The sequence below is a fragment of the Flavobacterium hibisci genome, from assembly GCF_020026925.1.
Classification (GTDB): domain Bacteria; phylum Bacteroidota; class Bacteroidia; order Flavobacteriales; family Flavobacteriaceae; genus Flavobacterium; species Flavobacterium hibisci.
Map to the genome: position 1 here is coordinate 184,524 of NZ_JAIQDW010000002.1, position 19,286 is coordinate 203,809.

At 36.0% G+C, this 19,286-nt stretch carries 11 protein-coding genes; 2 read left to right on the forward strand and 9 right to left on the reverse strand.

Annotation, left to right across the window (positions count from 1 at the left end; translation table 11 throughout):
• Positions 1–19 precede the first annotated feature (19 nt).
• The gene (locus K8B81_RS03210; RefSeq protein WP_223678755.1) at positions 20–850 is read left to right on the forward strand and encodes a helix-turn-helix transcriptional regulator; all 831 of its coding nucleotides are present in this window, start codon (positions 20–22) and stop codon (positions 848–850) included.
• A 287-nt stretch (positions 851–1,137) separates the two neighbouring features.
• Entirely contained in the window at positions 1,138–1,509 is a 372-nt protein-coding gene (locus tag K8B81_RS03215; protein ID WP_223678756.1) for a hypothetical protein, read from the forward strand.
• 81 nt (positions 1,510–1,590) lie between these two features.
• On the opposite strand, the gene K8B81_RS03220 is transcribed toward K8B81_RS03215, so the two are convergent.
• From K8B81_RS03220 to K8B81_RS03260, 9 genes are all read right to left on the reverse strand, one after another.
• Entirely contained in the window at positions 1,591–3,555 is a 1,965-nt protein-coding gene (locus tag K8B81_RS03220; RefSeq protein WP_223678757.1) for a glycoside hydrolase family 97 protein, read from the reverse strand.
• 61 nt (positions 3,556–3,616) lie between these two features.
• Entirely contained in the window at positions 3,617–5,797 is a 2,181-nt protein-coding gene (locus tag K8B81_RS03225; RefSeq protein ID WP_223678758.1) for a GH92 family glycosyl hydrolase, read from the reverse strand.
• A gap of 205 nt (positions 5,798–6,002) precedes the next feature.
• Positions 6,003–7,433, reverse strand: coding sequence for a glycoside hydrolase family 125 protein (locus tag K8B81_RS03230; protein WP_223678759.1), 1,431 nt, complete (start codon positions 7,431–7,433; stop codon positions 6,003–6,005).
• A gap of 37 nt (positions 7,434–7,470) precedes the next feature.
• Entirely contained in the window at positions 7,471–9,762 is a 2,292-nt protein-coding gene (locus K8B81_RS03235) for a GH92 family glycosyl hydrolase (protein ID WP_223679052.1), read from the reverse strand.
• A 10-nt stretch (positions 9,763–9,772) separates the two neighbouring features.
• Positions 9,773–11,578, reverse strand: a complete 1,806-nt coding sequence (locus K8B81_RS03240) for a glycoside hydrolase family 2 protein (RefSeq protein ID WP_223678760.1) — start codon at positions 11,576–11,578, stop codon at positions 9,773–9,775.
• A 156-nt stretch (positions 11,579–11,734) separates the two neighbouring features.
• Positions 11,735–12,916: a glycoside hydrolase family 76 protein gene (locus K8B81_RS03245; protein WP_223678761.1), complete on the reverse strand. Its 1,182-nt coding sequence runs from the start codon at positions 12,914–12,916 to the stop codon at positions 11,735–11,737.
• A 61-nt stretch (positions 12,917–12,977) separates the two neighbouring features.
• On the reverse strand, positions 12,978–14,105 hold the full coding sequence (locus K8B81_RS03250) for a SusE domain-containing protein (protein ID WP_223678762.1): 1,128 nt from the start codon (positions 14,103–14,105) through the stop codon (positions 12,978–12,980).
• A gap of 27 nt (positions 14,106–14,132) precedes the next feature.
• Positions 14,133–15,746, reverse strand: coding sequence for a RagB/SusD family nutrient uptake outer membrane protein (locus tag K8B81_RS03255; protein WP_223678763.1), 1,614 nt, complete (start codon positions 15,744–15,746; stop codon positions 14,133–14,135).
• Between the two features lie 10 nt (positions 15,747–15,756).
• Positions 15,757–18,807: a SusC/RagA family TonB-linked outer membrane protein gene (locus K8B81_RS03260; RefSeq protein WP_223678764.1), complete on the reverse strand. Its 3,051-nt coding sequence runs from the start codon at positions 18,805–18,807 to the stop codon at positions 15,757–15,759.
• Positions 18,808–19,286 lie beyond the last annotated feature (479 nt).

Consider the following 19,286-nt stretch of genomic DNA (forward strand, 5'->3'; position numbering starts at 1 on the left):
CTTAATTCATGTTTTTTATTTGGAACTCTACTACCCACAACCTGCCTTACAACATCTGATATCCTGTTATCGGGTAATAAATTTTGGAAGTAACCCTGCTTTCAATCAGCCGTGGATGGTTTCGCCTTCAGGTTATAACACATTGACTATTCTTATTTCTCCGACAAATGTGCTGGACATTGGCAGAGGTGAAAGCATGCGGGCACGCATACGTTTCAGCGGACAATTGGATGGTGTCAGACATTTTTCCAGTGATGTATGTCTTAATACAGGGATTTTTGTTGAGTTTAAACCTGGCGCAGCTTATACGCTGTGGGGTATTCCACAACATAATTTTACTAACAGATGGACAGAAGCAGATGATTTCCTTCCGGATACATCAATATTTTACAACCTCTTAGATGATAGTTATCCTGATGTTAAAAAAACAATTTCAATTGTTGACAACTGGCTATTGGAACAAGCTGTAAAGTCAAAAAAAGATTGCCGAAAAGAACTCATGGCCGCAATGCAGCTCATTAAGGAAAGTAACGGCTGTATTGATATTGCCCAGCTTCGGAATCATGTTGGTATGACAAGGGCATCTTTCCAAAATCAATTCAAGGAACAGGTTGGGGTTTCTCCTAAAACGTACAGCCGCATCATTAGGGCGAATGCATTATACAAAGAAGTACTTCAAATGGAAACACCAGACTGGCAGCAGATTGTACATGATTATCATTTTTTTGACCAGGCACACTTAATTAAGGATTTTCAAAATTTCTTCGGAAATTCTCCTTCTCATTTTTTTGAGCAATCTCAATTTGCAAAAGATTTTAGTCATTTACTGGAAGATGATTCTGTAAAATGATAAATGTAGGGTGTTAGCTCATTTATTATTTATTTTAAAACTGTATAACTCCTCCGATAATTTGAGTTTGGTTGCTGGTATCTATATAAAATATAGCAAACAACCATAATCACATGTAAATTTATAAAAACATTAAAAACAAGCCTTTGAAACAATTGTAAGTTGCTATTAATTATAGAACTATTAATTCTTTTTTTGTAATAACTGCGTGAATTGAGTAGAATAAATTTGTAGATATCAAGTCAGGCTGACTGACAAAACAATAATTATTCTAAAACAATACTATCATGGAAAATCAAAACAACAACGAATATGGCCAAACAGATCCGGATTTTATTGATCAAAATACACCTGTAGATGGTAGTGAATTTCAAAATGAAAATCATTTTCAAAAGGATCTAAACAAAGAGAGCAAAACAGAATTTGGGGAAAGCGATCCTGATTTCATAGATCAGAATACGATTATTGACAATGACAACTATGCAAGGGATGAAGATCCATATCAATATCAGGAAGAGTTTATTGAAGACCTTAAACATCCTGAAAATGATTTTGAAACTAATACAACTAAATCAGGAAATCAGGATCAGTTCGAAAATAAAAATGACGGGATTACCAATACTGAGAAAAATAATGATCTTAGTGGAGATAAGGAATAATCACTTTTTTTACACCAGTAAATAAAACGACATGTTTTGAGTTAAATCATGTCGTTTTTTATACTCTGGACATATCTGTTTTTAAATTTCCTCCAGAACAGCAGCCCAGCCACCATTTTTAACCATTTTTACTTCAATCACATCATTATTTTTAATATTATCATAGCTCTTTTTTCTGTAATCCATTGCCTGATATCCTGCGTTGACTCCATCTTCAAATGAAGTTACTTTATAGGATCGTCCAGATTTCAAAAAGCTTAGATTTAGCTTAAAGGTTCTTTCCTTTTTGACATTGTTGGTAATCCCTCCAATGAACCATTTTGATCCTTTTCTTTTAGCAACAATAGCATATTGACCGGCTTCAGCTTCTAAAGCGACAGTCTCATCCCATGTAGTGGGAACCGAGGTTATAAATTCGGTACATTCTTTTTCTCTATAATAAAGTGTTGGATTATCGGCAAGCATCTGCAGACCGCTTTCAAAAACAACAAATAATGCCAATTGATACGCTCTCGTTCCAATACTTGCCGAATTAGGCCTTTCAGATTGGTACACTTCCGGCTGCATGCTAATCATGGCGCCCGGTGTATAATCCATTGGACCAACGGCATTTCGCATAAAAGGAATATATAAACTGTTATCCGGTTTACATCCATCCATATATTCCATTCCTCTAACTCCTTCGTAGGATATTAAATTTGGGTATTTATATTCTAAACCAGACGGTTTGAAGGCACCATGAAAATCCACCAATATTTGATATTTTGCAGCTTCTTTAATTACCTTTTCATAGTAATTCACCATTACCTGATCACTGCGGTCCATAAAGTCTATTTTTACTCCTGCTACTCCCCACTCTTTAAAGGTCTTGAAAAGTTCCATATTTTTATCCACTGTCAGCCACGTTAACCAAAGTACTATACCTACTTTTTTTTCTTTACCGTAACGAATCAGTTCCTTTACGTCAACATTTGCGTTAGGCGAATAGGGATCTGTGGTGCTGTTAGCCCAGCCTTCGTCCATGATGATATATTTGATACCGAATTTAGAAGCAAAGTCGATAAAATATTTATAAGTATTTAGATTATAACCTGACACAAAATTCACATCCGGACCATAAGGCGTAGCGCCATTCCACCACTCCCAGCTGGCCTGCCCCGGCTGTATCCACGAAGTATCTTTTATTTCGCTTTTGGGTGCCAGTTTCAATGTCATCGTGTTTTCAATAAGCTGTTTGTCATTTTTCGTTATAACAAAATAACGCCACGGAAAACTTCTGGTTCCTGTTGTTTTGGCAATATAATCTGCTTCTTTCAGAATTTTAAGGCTTCGGTCTCCGTCTGGCCCAAATTCTAAAGGCGTTTTTGGAAATGTCGATACTGCACCACTTCCGGTTCCTTTTAAAAACATTCCCGGATAATCTATCAGATCAGATTCGCTGATTAAAATTTTATACCGCTTTTTTGTATCTGCTAAAATGGGAAGCGTAGACATTTTATCAGGAGATTTCCATTCGCCTGCCTTGATGTGTGAATATTCTTCTTCGCTTGATGTTTTAAAACTTCCTGTCTGTTGTAAATGAAGCAGGTAATCTGACGGAAAATTGACTGTAAAATCTTCATTTAGTACTTCAATCTCTCCTTTTTTGGCGGTAATAAAACGGTAAGCCACTCCTTCATCAAAAGCACGGAATTCAACGGAATATCCTGCTTTAAAATTCAATAACAGATAATTATAAGTATTGGCAACTGTTGAGAATTTAATTGGAACAGCCGGTTTTATAACTTCGTTTACTTTTCCTGTTTTGCTTCCTGACAGTTTGGGGTTCAGGCCTAAAGTTTCATTTTTGAGCATTAATCCTAAATGATTTTCTGAAGTTAAGGCTTCGCTTCCTGCCGAAATTGAATAATAAATTTTATCCCTCAAACTGACGGCTATTGTAATCTCACCATTTGGAGAAATTATTTCAAATTTGGTTTTCTGAGAATAGGCATTATAACCTCCTAAAAGAAATAATAAGCATGCCAATAATTGTATCTTTTTCATCTGAAATGTTTATATATAAATAACGCCCCATTTTCATGGAACGTTATTTTATGAGTACTATTTATTTGGTCATTACTTGTATTTCACCACCATTTTTAAACAAATCGTGAGAAATGAAGTAACTGTTAATTTTTGCTCCGTTTACTTTAATGGCTTCTAAATCTCTTTTACCGTTAGGATTTTTTATGGTCACTTTTTTACCGGCTGGTGTTGTCCAGGCCACTTCCTTAAAAATTGGAACCGTCACAATATATTCAGGATCGGCAGGTGATAACGGGTAAAGTCCCAGCGCTCCAAACACATACCAAGAGGACATTTCACCCGCATCATCCATACCACTCAGGGCAAGTTTTTCGGGACCAATGCCGTACATTGTTTCTAATATCTCATCTATTCTTTTCTGCGTTTTTTCAGGCTTGTTTACAAAATAATATGAAAATGGCGCTTCATGAGCCGGCTGATTTCCATGACAATACTGTCCTATAAAACCGGAAATATTCCACGCTATATAATTTGGATTCCATGGTTTTGTGAATAGTTCGTCCAGTTTAGCTTCAAAAAGTTTGTCACCGCCATAAAGTTTAACCAATCCTGACATATCATGAGGTACATAAAAAGATACATTCCATGCATTAGCTTCCCTGAACATGTATTCATAATACGGAAATTCAGGATTAAATGGTGTAACCCAACTACCGTCTGCCAGTTTTCCTCTCATGAAAGTAGTGGAATTATCAAATACGTTTGCATAATTTTTAGAACGATTAACCAGATCGCTATAATGTTCTGTGTCATTTAGCTCTTTCGCTAATAAGGAAAGTGCATGATCATCATAAGCATATTCAAGAGTTTTAGTAACCCCTGCATTTCCTTTTGTTTCTATTTTTGGATCCTTAATATCCTGTTCCGGAACATACCCTTTTGCAATGTATTCTGAGATATGGGGTCTTGTTCCTCCTTCTTTATAAGCATTATTCAATAATAATTCGTAGGCTTTTTTAACATCAAAATTTCTAATTCCTCTCATATAAGAACCTGCAATAAACGATGCTGCGTGATCTCCGTGGAAAAATGTAGGCATAAAACCTTTAATCTCGCCTTCGTTAATCATGGAACTGATAATGTCTGCTGTAACATCCGGAGAAAAAATACTTAACAGAACCAATTTATTTCTGTAATCATCCCACAACGAAGGAAGCGTATAATAATGATAATTTTCTTTACGCACTTTTCCGGCTTCATCCGTAAACTGACCGTTTACATCGCTTCGTAAAGCCGGCCATAAAAATGACCTGTACAACATGCTGTAAAACATTACGTTTTGCTGGTCATTGCCTCCTTTCACCTGAATTTTAGAAAGAAGATTTTCCCACTGGGTACTTCCCTCATCAAAAACTTTTGAAAAACTTTTTTCTCCTACTTCTGCTTTCAGATTTTCAGCTGCATTTTCGACACTTACAAACGATAAGGCAATTTTAACTGTAACGGGTTTGGTGTCACCGTCTTTAAGATTGACTAAAGTATATCCGCCACTTTTTGCCATATCTTTAGTGTCTAATTTTTCGATTGGACTGCTTAAAGTAGCATAAAAATATATTTTCTCGCCTCCGGTTCTTTGAAAACCGCTTACTGCATTTGAGCCTTCCTGCTTAATCTGCCAGTCATCTACATGATTATTCGCTCTTCCTAAATCGAAAAGTACTTTTCTGCCTTTGTTATTTTTAAAAGTATATTCGTGCACACCACAGCGCAATGTTGATGTTAACTTTACCTGAACATTATATTCTTCCAGATAGACTTCGTAATAAGCCGGACTTGCTTTTTCCTGATCATGGTTAAAAGATGATTTATAAGGAAAAGCTGCTCCGTCCGGAACCGGCAAAAGCGGAATATGACACAAATTCCAATGCCCTTTATTGGTGTGTGTGAATCCTAAAATTTCGGTATCTTCATACTCATATCCAGCTCCTGATCTGTATTTTGTCATGGGACTTAACTGAACCATAGCGTTAGGTACTGATGAACCGGGAAAAACCAAGCCAGCCCAGACGCGCATATCCTTTGGAGGTGTATATCCAATAATTTTTGTATCTAATAATGGCGCTGTCCCAATAAACGAATTTACCAAAGCTGTATACTTTCCTTTTGAAAGGCCACCGCCTGATTTTTGAGCTGCCACATTATAGCCAAAAAACGACATAGAAAGGGCTGCAAGAATAATATTCTTGTGAAATTTTATCATTTTATAAGAATTTAAAAAGTAGTTAAATTAACTTTTTGGATGTAATTAATGATTTTGGTCAGTTCGAGAATTTTGGATAGAAAATCGTATCAGAACAGAAAAATTATCATTCAAAGCGGTTCTCGATACTTTTTTTGTTTCGTTTCTCTGCACAAAAAACACTCGAACTGACGTTTTGAATAATTACATCCAACGTGTTAAATAATTATAGCTCCAATAATTTCGGATTCGTTTTGTAAGTGTCCCATAAAAGCTCGCCAAACAAAGTATTCGTCCATGCGAACCAGGATCTGGTGAAATTTTTAGCATCATCCTTATGGAAAGATTCATGCATAAATCCGGTATCTCCGTGTGATGCTTTTAACATTCTGATACAATCCTTGATTTCGTTTGCATCTGAAGTTGTATAGGCTCTCATAACAAGAGACATTGGCCAGATCATATCCATTCCAACGTGTGGTCCTCCAACTCCTTCTGCCACTTTTCCTTTAAAAAAGAACGGATTATCTTCTGAAAGGACAAACTTTCTGGTATTTTGATAAATTGGATCTTTAACATCAATTGCATCCAGATACGGCAAGCTCAGCAAACTCGGAACATTGGAATCATCCATCAATAAATGGCCTCCAAAACCATCCACTTCGAATGCGTAAATATCCCCGTATTTCGGGTGTTTAACAACTGCATGTTCTTTAATGGCCTTGTCAACTTCATTAGCCAAATTCCTTAATTCTTTTGCAGTGGCAGTATCTTTTTTAATTGCCTCTAACATTTCTGCAGCCTGATTCATACTCGCTACAATAAAAAAGTTTGACGGAATAAGGAATGAAAAGACAGTTGCATCGTCACTTGGTCTAAAAGCGGAACAAACAAGGCCAACTGGTTTTACTGGATATCCATACCCTTTTAATGGCCTTGTATCAGTGGCAAACTGTGTTGTTCTTTGGAAAGTATAAGGATTCTTACCGTCTTTTTGCTGTTGGTCTTTGAAAACTTTTAAGGTCTCCTTAATTGCTTTTACCCAATTTTCATCAAATGGGGTAAGGTCTCCTGTGTTCTTCCAATAATTGTATGCCAGCCTTATAGGATAACATAGCGAATCAATTTCGTATTTTCTTTCATGAACACCCGGTTTCATGTCTGTATGATCTGTGGTCCACTCCCCTTTTTTATTTGGATCATTATAAAATGCATTTGCATATGGATCTTTCAGGATATATTCTGTCTGTCTGTTTATAACCCCTGCAATAAGATTTTTTAGTTTTGAATCCTTACCTGCAAAAGCCATGTACGGCCAAACCTGCGCAGAACTATCTCTTAGCCACATCGCATCGATATCTCCCGTAATAACATAAGTGTCTGGCCTTCCATTTTTCTGTGAATACGTTACAGTTGTGTCCAGCGTATTAGGAAAACAGTTGTTGAATAACCATCCTAATTCTTTATCCTTTACATTCTTTTGAAACTCAACAATTGTTTTTTCAATAAATTCACTTTCAAAATTTCTTTTGCCTTTAGCCACTCTCACAATAGGGAAATCTTTTGGTGCCTTTGTACCAGCAATGATTTCCATAGGATCAACAAGTGCTAAACTGCTAAATAAAACCGTGTTCTGGATAAATTTTCTTCTTTGCATTTCTTTATATTTTAAAATTGTAAAACAGAACTTCCTGTTATTCATTTGATAATGAATATGGAAAATCTTCTTTATTTATTCCTCTTTTGTTATTTGGCATTGCCGACATCTCAAAATCAATTGTAGCGCCTTTCATTAATTCGGAATGGCTCAGCCAGTTTTTCGAATAGGCTTTTCCATTCAATTTCATTCCTTTGACATAGCGATTCTCATTACTATTTGAACCTGCATTTATGGTTATGGTTTTGCCATTCTCAAGCTGGACCATTACTTTTTTAAATAAAGGTGCACCTATAACATATTGATCAGAAGCCGGAGTAACAGGATAAAATCCTAATGAAGAGAAAACATACCAGGCAGAAGTCTGTCCGTTATCTTCGTCCCCGCAATAGCCATCAGGTGTTGCGTGGTACATCCTGTTCATGGTTTCCCTTACCCAATATTGTGCTTTCCAGGGTTCTCCGGCATAATTATAAAGATAAATCATGTGCTGAATGGGCTGATTTCCGTGTGCATATTGTCCCATATTTGCAATTTGCATTTCTCTCATTTCGTGAATTACTCCTCCATTAAATTTTCCTGTAGCGAAAACAGGAGGTGATGAAAAAACTTTATCCAGTTGCGAAACAAATACTTCTTTTCCGCCCATCAAATCAACCAAACCTTGTACATCGTGAAAAACGGACCATGAATAGTGCCAGCTGTTTCCCTCTGTAAACCCGTTAAACCATTGAAAAGGATCAAAAGGCTCCATAAACTTCCCATCTTTATTTTTAGGACGCATCAGATTGTATTTTGGATCAAAAAGATTCTTATAATTTAAGCTTCTTTTTTTATACAAATCAATTTCTGACTGCGGTTTATTTAAGGCTTTTGCCAATTGATAAATAGCAAAATCATCATAAGCATATTCTAACGTTCTCGCCGCACTTTCCTGAATTTCATCATGAGGAACATATCCTAAAGCGTTGTAAGATTCAACTCCGGCACGTCCTACAGCTCTCAACGGACCTGCATTGTTTGCCCCATGTGTTACAGCTTTATAAAGGTTTTCGATATCGTAATTTTTTACTTTACCACTTTTTAAATACGCTTCAGATACAATGGATGCAGAATTATTTCCGACCATAATATCCCTTAATCCCGGACTCGACCATTCAGGCAGCCAGCCGCTTTCATTAAATGCATTCGAAAGTCCTTCCTGCATTTGTGTATTCAGTTCCGGATACATGAAATTTAAAAAAGGATATAAAGCCCTGAAGGTGTCCCAAAAACCAGTATCGACAAACATATAGCCCGGCAAAACTTTTCCGTTATACGGACTGTAATGCACTACTTTATTGTTAGCATCGTATTCATAAAATTTTCTTGGAAAAAGAAGCGATCGGTACAGGCAGGAGTAAAAAGTTCCTATTTGATCGGGTGTCCCGCCATCTACTTTTATTCTGCTTAATTCTTTGTTCCAGATTGCTTTTCCTTTTTCTTTAAGCTGATCAAAATTAGTATTGCCTATTTCTTTTAAGTTAAGTTCAGCCTGATGATAACTTATAAAAGATGAAGCCACCTGAGCGTTTACTTTTTCACCTGTTTTTGTTTTAAAACCAATTACGGCTCCGGCGTGATCTGCTTTCATTTCTAGAGCATTGCCTAAGATATCTCCGTTGAAAGTTGCATTTACTTTAAAATCTTTATCAAAAATAATGACAAAATAGTTTTTGAAATTTTCCGGAACACCGCCACTATTTTTGGTCGTGTAACCGATAATTTTTCTTTCTGACGGAATAATTTTTACGTAAGACCCTTTGTCAAATGCATCAATAACTATATAAGCCTTATCTGTTTCCGGAAATGTAAATCGAAATCTCGCTGCTCTTTCGGTTGGGGTGATTTCTGTCGTAACATTATGATCTGCCAGATAAACGCTGTAATAATAAGGCGTAACGGTTTCAGCCTTATGCGAAAACCAGCTTTGTCTGTCTTCTTCCTTAAATTTCAATTCACCTGTAACAGGCATAATCGAAAACTGGCCATAATCATTCATCCACGGTGAAGGCTGATGGGTCTGCTTGAAACCTTTAATTCGGTTTGATTTATACGTGTAAGCCCAGCCATCACCCATATTGCCCGTTTGCGGAGTCCAAAAATTCATTCCCCATGGCATAGCAATTGCCGGATACGTATTTCCGTTTGATATTCCGTAATCAGAATCAGTCCCGACTAAAGGATTTACCCAGTCAACTGGCTGCTGTGGTGTAATTATTTGTTTATTTTGAGCACTTCCAGATACGAAGGCCAAAAATGCTAATGCTAAGGTGTACTTACTTTTTATCAAAACCTGATCATTTAATAGAATTAATAACCTCCTTGTTTATTTTACTTACTTCAGAAAAATTCATTTTATCAACTTTACGGTCATACGTCATAAAGCCGTTTACTTCTCCCTCAACATCAGTTGTCTGCGTATATACTGCTGCTGAAAAACCAACTTTGGCCAATTCAATTAACTTGTCTGCATATTCCTTGTATTTGGCTGTAGTTTCGTCCGTATTCTTAAATTGGGTGTAACCCCAGTTTTTATCCGTTTGCCATAAATGACCGGTTACCGGAAAACCTATTCCGCCATATTCTCCCAACACTGTGATTCGGCGTGCATCGTACAATTTTAATTCAGGTCCCGGATAATGGTGAATGTCTAAGATATCCCCTGTCTGAAAATGATTTCCTCCACTTGAAGAATTTACCAGTCGGCTTGGGTCATAATTCTTAGTCCACTCTGTAATCTCAACTGTTTTGAACTGACCCCAGGCTTCATTAAAAGGAACCCAAACGACAATACTTGGATAAGAATACAAATGATCCATAATTTCACGCCATTCTTTTCTATATGTTTCTTCAGATTGTGCAGTTCTTTTTAATTCATTTCCATCAAAATAGTTGTGCATTTGCCAAATTGGACCTGCGTCTCCGTTTGGCATATCCTGCCATACTAAAATACCCATTTTATCACAATGTGTGTACCATCTTGCCGGTTCTATTTTAACGTGTTTCCGAATCATGTTAAAACCTAATTCTTTTGTTCTGATTATGTCGTATTTTAATGCTTCGTCTGTTGGAGCAGTGTATAATCCGTCAGGCCACCAGCCCTGATCCAACGGTCCAAACTGAAAACAATCTTTGTTGTTAAGCTGCATTCTGACAATACCATTATCATCTCTTTTTGAAGAAATCTTGCGCATTGCAAAATAACTTTTTACCTCATCAACAATTTTACCTGAGTTAATCAATTTAACTTTAATATTGTATAAAAACGGTGCATCAGGCGACCATAATTTTGGATTATCAAGCACTATATCCAAAGACTGTCCCGCAACTGCCTTTTCTGTAGCGATGGTTTTTATTCCGTCAAAAACGGTAATTTCAACAAGATCTCCGGCATTATTGCCTTGTGTTTCTGTTGCTATATTGATTGTATTGCGGTCAATATCTGGTGTTGTTCTTAAATTATTGATATGTTTTTTACTTACCGGCTCTAACCAGACTGTCTGCCAGATTCCGGTAACAGGTGTGTACCAGATTGACTCGGGATTTTTAACTTGTTTTCCTCTTGGCTGCGTTCCGTCACTAGTAGGATCCCAGACTTTTACCACTAATTTTTGAGATTTTCCATTTAGGAATGGCGTAATATTAAAGCTAAATGGTGTGTAACCTCCGGTATGAGTTCCAATTTTTACATCATTCAGCCAAACCTCTGTCTTCCAGTCTACTGCTCCAAAATGCAATAAAATATCTTTATTTTTCCAATTACTATCAATGGTAAAACTAGTTTCATACCAAACCTCTTTTTCTGAACCTACAGATTTCATAACTCCCGAAAGACTCGATTCAACAGCAAAAGGAACGAGTATTTTTCCGTCATATCCTTTTGGCGCTGCTTGTCCCACCGGCTGAATTGAATAATTCCATAAGCCATTAAGATTTTTCCACTCCTCTCTTTCCATTATAGGCCGTGGATATTCAGTTAATGTACGATTAGGATCAACCTGTTCTGCCCACTTTGTTTTTATCTTATCTCCCTGTGGTTTCCACTGTGCAATACATGCAAAGCCTGCAAAGAAGAAAAGTATAATCGTTAATTTGTTTTTCATTATGATACTTTATTTTTGAATTTTCGGCAATTTTTTTTAAAATGAGACTATTTTTAAAACTTTGATTTCAGTCAGACAAATATTATAAAACCTGAAGGCTGCTCATTTCCTTCAGGTGTTACAAAAATTACCAACACAAAAACAAACGCTTTTTATTTAATCAAAATATCCGTCTTTATCCAGTTTTGCTGCTGCTTCGATAAGCATTACACCGCTTAACTGCGTCGTAAGATCAGTATTTGCACCTGCAGCAGGCGCTACTTTCCAGTTGTTACCAGAAAACATATTTGGTCTCCGGATTCCTTTTTTATAAAATGTCTGGGCATTAAACTTTAAGAAATTTACAAATTTTTCCCTATCTGTAGAATTGATAGTCTGATGCTGAGCAAGCTCAGTAAAATAACGTACCAAAATACCTTTAAACAATCCACCATCTCCCTGACCTTCATCTTTAAGAATCCCTTCTGAAACTATTTTTGGATTTACTAAAACGTTTCTTCCTGTTTTTACAGCATCATTAAGATAAGTCTGTTCATTTGTCGCTTTATACAATCTCAAACCTATGCCTATCCATGTACCCATGTTATAGGTAAATACCCAGTCTTTATTGGTTACAACAACATTATTTATTTCAGATATATTATCCCATACAGCTCCTGTAACAGGATCTACAAGATTGGCTTTTTGCCATGCATAAATTTTCCTGGCCCATTCTAAATCTTCCGGTTTTTTGTCAATATCATAAAGTCTCATCGCTACGATTGCCGCAGGGGCATTAGATACTGCATTTTTTTGTTTTGGTGTATCTTGTTTCCAGGTAATACCACCGCCAAACACATTGTCACTCCAGCTTAATTTTATTCTTCCCCACAAATAATCGGCAACATCTTTATATTCCTGATCTTGTGTCGCACTGTAAGCACGAAGGCTTGAAAGGGCAAGCCAGATCATATCATCGTTAAAAACGTTATTATAAGTATTGCCGTTTTTTACTTTAATTCCCTGTACCAAAGCTTTCATTTTGGTTTTGTAATTATTATCACCTGTTCTTAAAAAACCATCCACCAGAACATCAAGTGCATGTGCATTAGGCCAATAATGGAAAGTGGTTTTTCCCGTATTGTTTTCTACAAAAGTACCATTAGTCCCTAAAAAATTGTTGTAGGTAGAAAGCTGTAAAGAATCTGCTGTTTTTTCCCAGGTGTATGCAAAATTATTACCACCTGAATTATTAGGATCGCGTAACGGAATTGCATCATCTTCGCATGAAGTGAATAAACCCAATCCTACAACAGATAAAAACAGAATACTATAACTTTTTGAAAAAAATCTTTTCATAATATAATTCATTTTAAATAACGTCTCCTTAAGATTACTCCTGAGGAGACGTGATAGTTATTTATAAAATTGTAAAACTGTGTGTGTAAGCTGGAACTGAAGCACTAAAGTTGATGACTGCATTTACATTTTTGTTATCTACTGCACCTGAAAATTTGAAACTGTTAGCCCAGAAATCATTGCTTACAGGAACCATGTACCAAAATGAAGCAGGAGTATTTGCATCAGGTCTGTTGTTATCCCCTTTTGTGCTTCCATACCATTGTTCGCTTGTAGTATTACCATTTACCACTGTAAATTTAAATTTATAACGCTCATCCCTACCCCATGATTCTTGTTTGAATACAATAAGTTTATTATCAGCTTTCCAGATACCTCCTCCTGAATAAGTATATTCAAAAAGATACTGACCTAGAGGCGGGAACCATAATTCTACTTTTTTGATTTCGGTCATAGTAGTTGAACCATTTGTAAAATCAACTGCAATTTTATATACTTTGCTATCTCCTGCATAAGTTGTAGTACCATCCTGTTTTAATTTTCCCTCATTATTAATGTAGAAAACTTCAGGAGTACCATTTTTTCTGGTAATGAATTTATAACTACCTGCCTGTAGTTTCGTATATATTTCGAATGTATTAGCGCCTGTTTTTTTGAAAGCTTGTGCGTTAGCCACTGTTTCTCCGGTTTCAGAACCTGTACCGGTTATAAACAACTGATCAGGCGCAGGAAATCCGCTTGGTGTTAATATTTCAATTACATTTGAAACTGTAGATTTTTCAACATTTATTCCTTTAGAAGAATAAACAGTCCACTTTAATTTTCCAAGTGTTTCTGATTCAATACCTGCCAATTTTGCAATTTTATTAAGATCAGTGAAAGAAAGATTTAAGCTTGGCTGAAATCCTTTTCCGTCAGAAGGCATAACGTAAACAGGATTAGAAAAATCCCCGTCAATCTTATCAAAAACCACATCATAAAGCACTACACCGTTATCTTCGGCTTTAGCCCCTTCCCATTCGAATACTGCAGAACTTTGCGCATTCAAATCAAAAAATTTGTTGTTTTCCGGTGAATAAAGCGTTTTAACAGCGCTTACCTTTGTATGACTCATTGAATCATCATTCTCGCAGCTAAGAAGAAATACTGCACATACAATTAATACTAATTTTGAATATATATTTTTCATTTTATATGTTTTTAGGTTGAGTTAGAATTACCAATTTGGATTTTGAGATAAATTTGTGTTAATCAAGCGTTCGTCTCTTGGTACAGGCCATAAATAATGCTTATCCGGATCAAAAGTTCTTAAGTTGACTCTTAAGTAACCATTGTCAACTGATGAAGACCCGAATTTTGCGCCATGTGCATAACCATTTAGTACATCCTCTGCTATTTTCCATCTTCTGATATCAAAGATTCTTAAGCCTTCCATACCAAATTCTGTACGGCGTTCATTTCTTATAATTTCCTGAAGAGCAGTCTGACCTAATGCACTGTTGAATGATAAAGCGGCTGCATCTGTAAAACCTGCACGAAGCCTTAAAGCTTTGATAGTCTGATCCCAAACAGTGCTGTTCATCTGGCCTATTTCATTTTTAGCCTCAGCATACATCAATAATATATCGGCATAACGGAAAAGCATTAAATTTAACCCAGACTGTAACGAAGTTAAATGTTGTGAATCGTAATATTTACGGGTATAATAACCTGTTGGGGTTGCAGATGATCCCTGTACATATTCATCAGGTCCTCCTGTACCCGGCTTGATGTTTATTACTCGAGAACTTCCGTCTGCTTCTTTCCAATTGTATTGATCATAAACTACTGTCGCGGTAAGTCTTGGATCTCTGTTACTATATGGGCTATTTTCATTGTAACCGGAACCAGATTCGTTTATTCTTTTTCCGTTCAGCATTACATAACTGTCAACCAATTCCTGAGTTGGAGCTAATGCATTTAATCTTGCTCCGGCTGATATAGGCGCCATATCAAAGAACTCTCCCCACATTCTGTCTATAGGTACATATTGCAAACTCAGAATATCTTCGCTGTTATATTCGTTCGCTGCCTGAAATACTCCTTCATACGATGGAAAAAGACTGTATTGCCCGTAAGTCATTGCCATGAAGTCCTCTGTTGTTTCGATAACATCTTCCCATCTGCTTTCGTATAAAAGCACTCTTGCTTTTAAGGCAGCTGCTGCCCCCATGGTTATTCTTCCCCTTTCGGAACTTGTTAATTGTGTATTTTTTGGCAATAATGGCATGACAGCATCTAGCTCATCTAATATGAACTCTACCACTTCTGCATGAGATGTACGAGTTAATGTTTGGGCTTCCTGAAGAGAAGGGTCTTTTTTAAGAAGCGGAATATCACCGAACCAGGTTGTTAATTGAAAATGCTGAAATGCCCTTAAAAATCGTGCTTCAGCCTTCATTCTTGTTATTACAGCCGGATCAGCATTTGGTACTCGATCAATATTTTCCAATATCAAATGACATGTTTTAATTCCTGCATATCTATCGAACCATTCATTTTTTAACCTTCCTAGAGACGGATCATAAATTCCTGCAGCAATAGATGCAGCTCCCTCATTATCACCTCTTCCATTATAAGCATTATCAGACAAACCTTCGTTGTAAAAGAAACGCGAGCTGTTCTGCATTTGTGAATATGCCGTATTAAGAAGCGTCTGAGCCTTTTCTACACTCGTCCAGTAAGTGGGATCGGTAAATTTATTTTCAGGCACAAGATCAAGATCTTCACAACTTACCAGAAGCAATAATACAACTGGTATGAATTTTATTTGTTTAAGTATATTTTTCATTTTGATTTTTTTAAAAGCTAATATCAATACCCATTCCGTAATAAGCCTGTGTTGGAAACGCTCTACCACTGTTAGCTCCTGAAGGAGTCATGTTACTATTGAATTCAGAAAGTTCAGGGTCAACAAATTTCACTTTCGACAATGTAAGCAGGTTTTGTCCTGATACATACATACGGAAACGACTCATACCAAGCTTTTCAGCAGCATTTGCTGGTAATGAATAACCTAACTGTATATTTTTAAGTCTGGCATAAGCACCATCGTATAAATACATGTCTGAACCTCTTCTAAAATTATTCGTATTAGATTGTGTCCCGTTGTTTGCCAAACGCGGATATCTTGCATCCGGATTTTGAGGTGTCCAGTAATCCAATTGATGGGTGTACATGGTCATACCATAATTATAATGAAATGGTTCAACAAGCTCACCCCTGATCATCATAGTTCTTTTTCCAACACCCTGAATAAAGATACTCAGATCGAAATTTTTGTAATCTGCCGTATAAGTTGCACCAAATGTGTATCTTGGAAAAGGATTTCCAAAAATGAATTTATCATTATCATCAATCTTACCATCCTTGTTCGCATCTACGTATCGGTTATCACCTGGCTGCACAGACAAACCGTCCGGAACTGCTGCTCCCTGAATTTCCTCCCAATTCTGGAAATAACCATCTCTTTTTAAACCAACATAAGAATTGAATGGAAGTCCTTCTCTAAGTAATACCTGCAACTCTTCTACCCCTGTTAATTTTTCATCGCCTCCACTATAATGAAGAACCTTGTTTTTAGAATCCCCAATATTTAAAGTCAAACTTTGGTTTAAAACTTTTCCTTTATGTCTGTAAGTAGCACTTATTTCCCAGCCTCTATTTTGTAGTTCTGCATCATTAAAATCTGGAAGATCCGTTCCAAAAACTCCAGGCACCTGTGGCTTAACAAGAATATTCCTTGTTACTTTATTGAAATAATCTAAAGAGAAACTCAAGGCTCCTTTAAAGAAATCCGCTTCGAGTCCAAGATTAAAAGTAGAAGCTTTTTCCCATTGAATATCAGCATTTGAAAAATCGTATCCTGTTCCACTTACAGAAGAGTTGTTAAATCCATATGCATTTGGGAAACTAAAATAGGTTGTTTGATATTGAAAATTATCTACACTTTGATTTCCTAAAACTCCATAGGATGATTTTAATTTAATGTTCCCAACTTTATTCCTATAGCTCTCCATAAAGCTTTCTTTTGTAAGGGCATAACCTAAAGATGCTGATGGAAAGAAACCCCATCTTATTTCATCCCTGAATTTTGATGAACCATCATATCTAAAACTAAACTCTGCAAAATATTTATCACCAAAATCATACGTGACACGTCCTAAAATAGAATTTAAACTGTTTTTGCCGGAACTGTCATTAGAATTATATGAATTTTTTTCAATAGTAGTTTCACTTGTAGGTGTACCTAAATCAGGACCCGTATTTTTTTTATAAATCCCAATTCCTCTGTCTGAATGATTTTCATTAGTAATCCCAATCAAAGCACCAACGTTATGAACTCCTGCAAAGGATTTATTAAACTCCAACAGCAACTGTGTGTTCAAATCAAGACTTTTTCTGGATTCATCATTAGTATTTCTATCTGCACCATACACTCCCTGAGGCAGAAAATCAACTTTTTGTGTCCTGCTGTACATACTGCCATTCCATAAACGACCACCAAAAACACCCTTAAGTTTTAGAAAGCTTGTCAATTTAAATTCAGCATTCAATGCACCAAAAAGATCGTCATTATCATATTTTCTGAAACCTCCCTGCTCCAAAATTCCTAAAGAGTTAAATTGCTGTAATACATCATTTGTTAGATAATTACCATCTTCATCTTTTTGTGTATAATATAATGGAACCCTGAAAGCATCTACCATTAAAGTACCTGTACTGGAAGAATGATCTGTAATTTTTTGTTTTGAATAAGCTAAAGTCGATGTCAACTTGAATTTGCCATATTCATTTGTAAGGTTTATCCTGAAATTGTAACGCTGCATCCCTTTTTTTGGACCTACAAAATTACTTTCCTGATCTAAATATCCCAAAGAAACTAAATAAGTAGAATTTTCATTACCCCCTGAAACAGAAAGATTTTGGTTTAACTGAAGTGCGGGTTTTACAATTTCTTCTGCAAACCACTCTGTATCCCCTTTTGCTTTAAGCTCAGCTATTTGCTCTGAGGTAAATACCGCGTTTGCAGCATCAGAATTGTAAGCCGCTTCATTTCTCAACATTGCATTTTCGTAACCATGAACCGGTTTAGTGAAGAAAAATGGGTTATTATATCCTACAAGGCTGCTATATTGCACAGACATTGGCTTTCCCTTACTTCCTTTCTTGGTTGTAATCAATACAACCCCATTATTACCCCTTGAACCGTAAATTGCAGCACTACCAGCATCTTTTAACACAGAAACACTATCTATATCATTAGGATTCAAAACATTAATATCCCCTCCTACGATTCCGTCAATTACAATCAAAGGACCATTGTTATTTAATGTACTAATTCCCCTAATGTTGATATTTAAACCTGCACCCGGTTCAGAGTTAGTTTGCTGAATAATTAAACTCGGAGCTTTTCCTTGTAATGCCTGAGTAGCATTAACACTTGGTCGTCCTTCAAAAGCCTGGCTATTTACCTGATCTATAGCCCCTGTAACCTTTTTCTTTTTTTGAGTTCCATAACCCACAACCACAACTTCATCTAAACTTGACACATCCAAATCCATAGCTACATTTATTGTAGTTCTGTTATTCACTTTTACCTCGACTGGCTTATATCCAATCATAGTAAATCGTAATGTCGTAGTAGCACTATTAACAGTTATAGAGTAATGTCCATCAAAATCTGCATTGACTCCATTCCTGGAATCACTGACATCAATAACAGATACGCCTGGAAGGGATAAATTATCTGACTTTGACGTAATAACCCCGGTAACTTGTGTTTTTTGATTTTGGGCGGTTGAATAGACATATCCGCCAAAAAAGAGAATACTTGTAAGAAAGAAACGCATGAGAAGCATTTTTTTCTTTTTTCTGCAATTTGATTGTTTCATCATAAAAATTTAAGGTTAGTTTTTGAATCAAATCAGTTTTCCCGCTTTAAGCAAACAGCTTTAAAAAAAGAATAAAAACTATTTCTTGTAAGCATCGCTAAAAAATCAATAAGGGCTTTTTTGAAGGTTAAAAGATCCCGGTAAATCCTAAAATCAAAAGCTATATCATTCATTAGTAAACTAATTCATAGCAAACATACTAAAACGTTTTAGTAAAAAAAAATATTTTTTACTAAATATAAATTTTATGTTAATATTATAAGACATAAGTTAAAATAAGGGAATTATTTAAATATAATTCAATAAAAGCTAACGAAAACGTTATAATTTTCGAAGGATAAATAGATACGAAGATTTGAGTTAGCGGTGTAAAAGTCCTTATTTTCTTCTAAAAACTGATTTAAAAAAAATAATCTGATTGCCAATTAGCATTGACA

Coding starts and splice junctions, on each gene's coding strand:
- K8B81_RS03220 (WP_223678757.1), bottom strand. CDS start 3,555: ATGAAAAAGATACAATTATTGGCATGCTTATTATTTCTTTTAGGAGGT.
- K8B81_RS03250 (WP_223678762.1), bottom strand. CDS start 14,105: ATGAAAAATATATATTCAAAATTAGTATTAATTGTATGTGCAGTATTT.
- K8B81_RS03215 (WP_223678756.1), top strand. CDS start 1,138: ATGGAAAATCAAAACAACAACGAATATGGCCAAACAGATCCGGATTTT.
- K8B81_RS03225 (WP_223678758.1), bottom strand. CDS start 5,797: ATGATAAAATTTCACAAGAATATTATTCTTGCAGCCCTTTCTATGTCG.
- K8B81_RS03245 (WP_223678761.1), bottom strand. CDS start 12,916: ATGAAAAGATTTTTTTCAAAAAGTTATAGTATTCTGTTTTTATCTGTT.
- K8B81_RS03240 (WP_223678760.1), bottom strand. CDS start 11,578: ATGAAAAACAAATTAACGATTATACTTTTCTTCTTTGCAGGCTTTGCA.
- K8B81_RS03255 (WP_223678763.1), bottom strand. CDS start 15,746: ATGAAAAATATACTTAAACAAATAAAATTCATACCAGTTGTATTATTG.
- K8B81_RS03260 (WP_223678764.1), bottom strand. CDS start 18,807: ATGCGTTTCTTTCTTACAAGTATTCTCTTTTTTGGCGGATATGTCTAT.
- K8B81_RS03230 (WP_223678759.1), bottom strand. CDS start 7,433: ATGCAAAGAAGAAAATTTATCCAGAACACGGTTTTATTTAGCAGTTTA.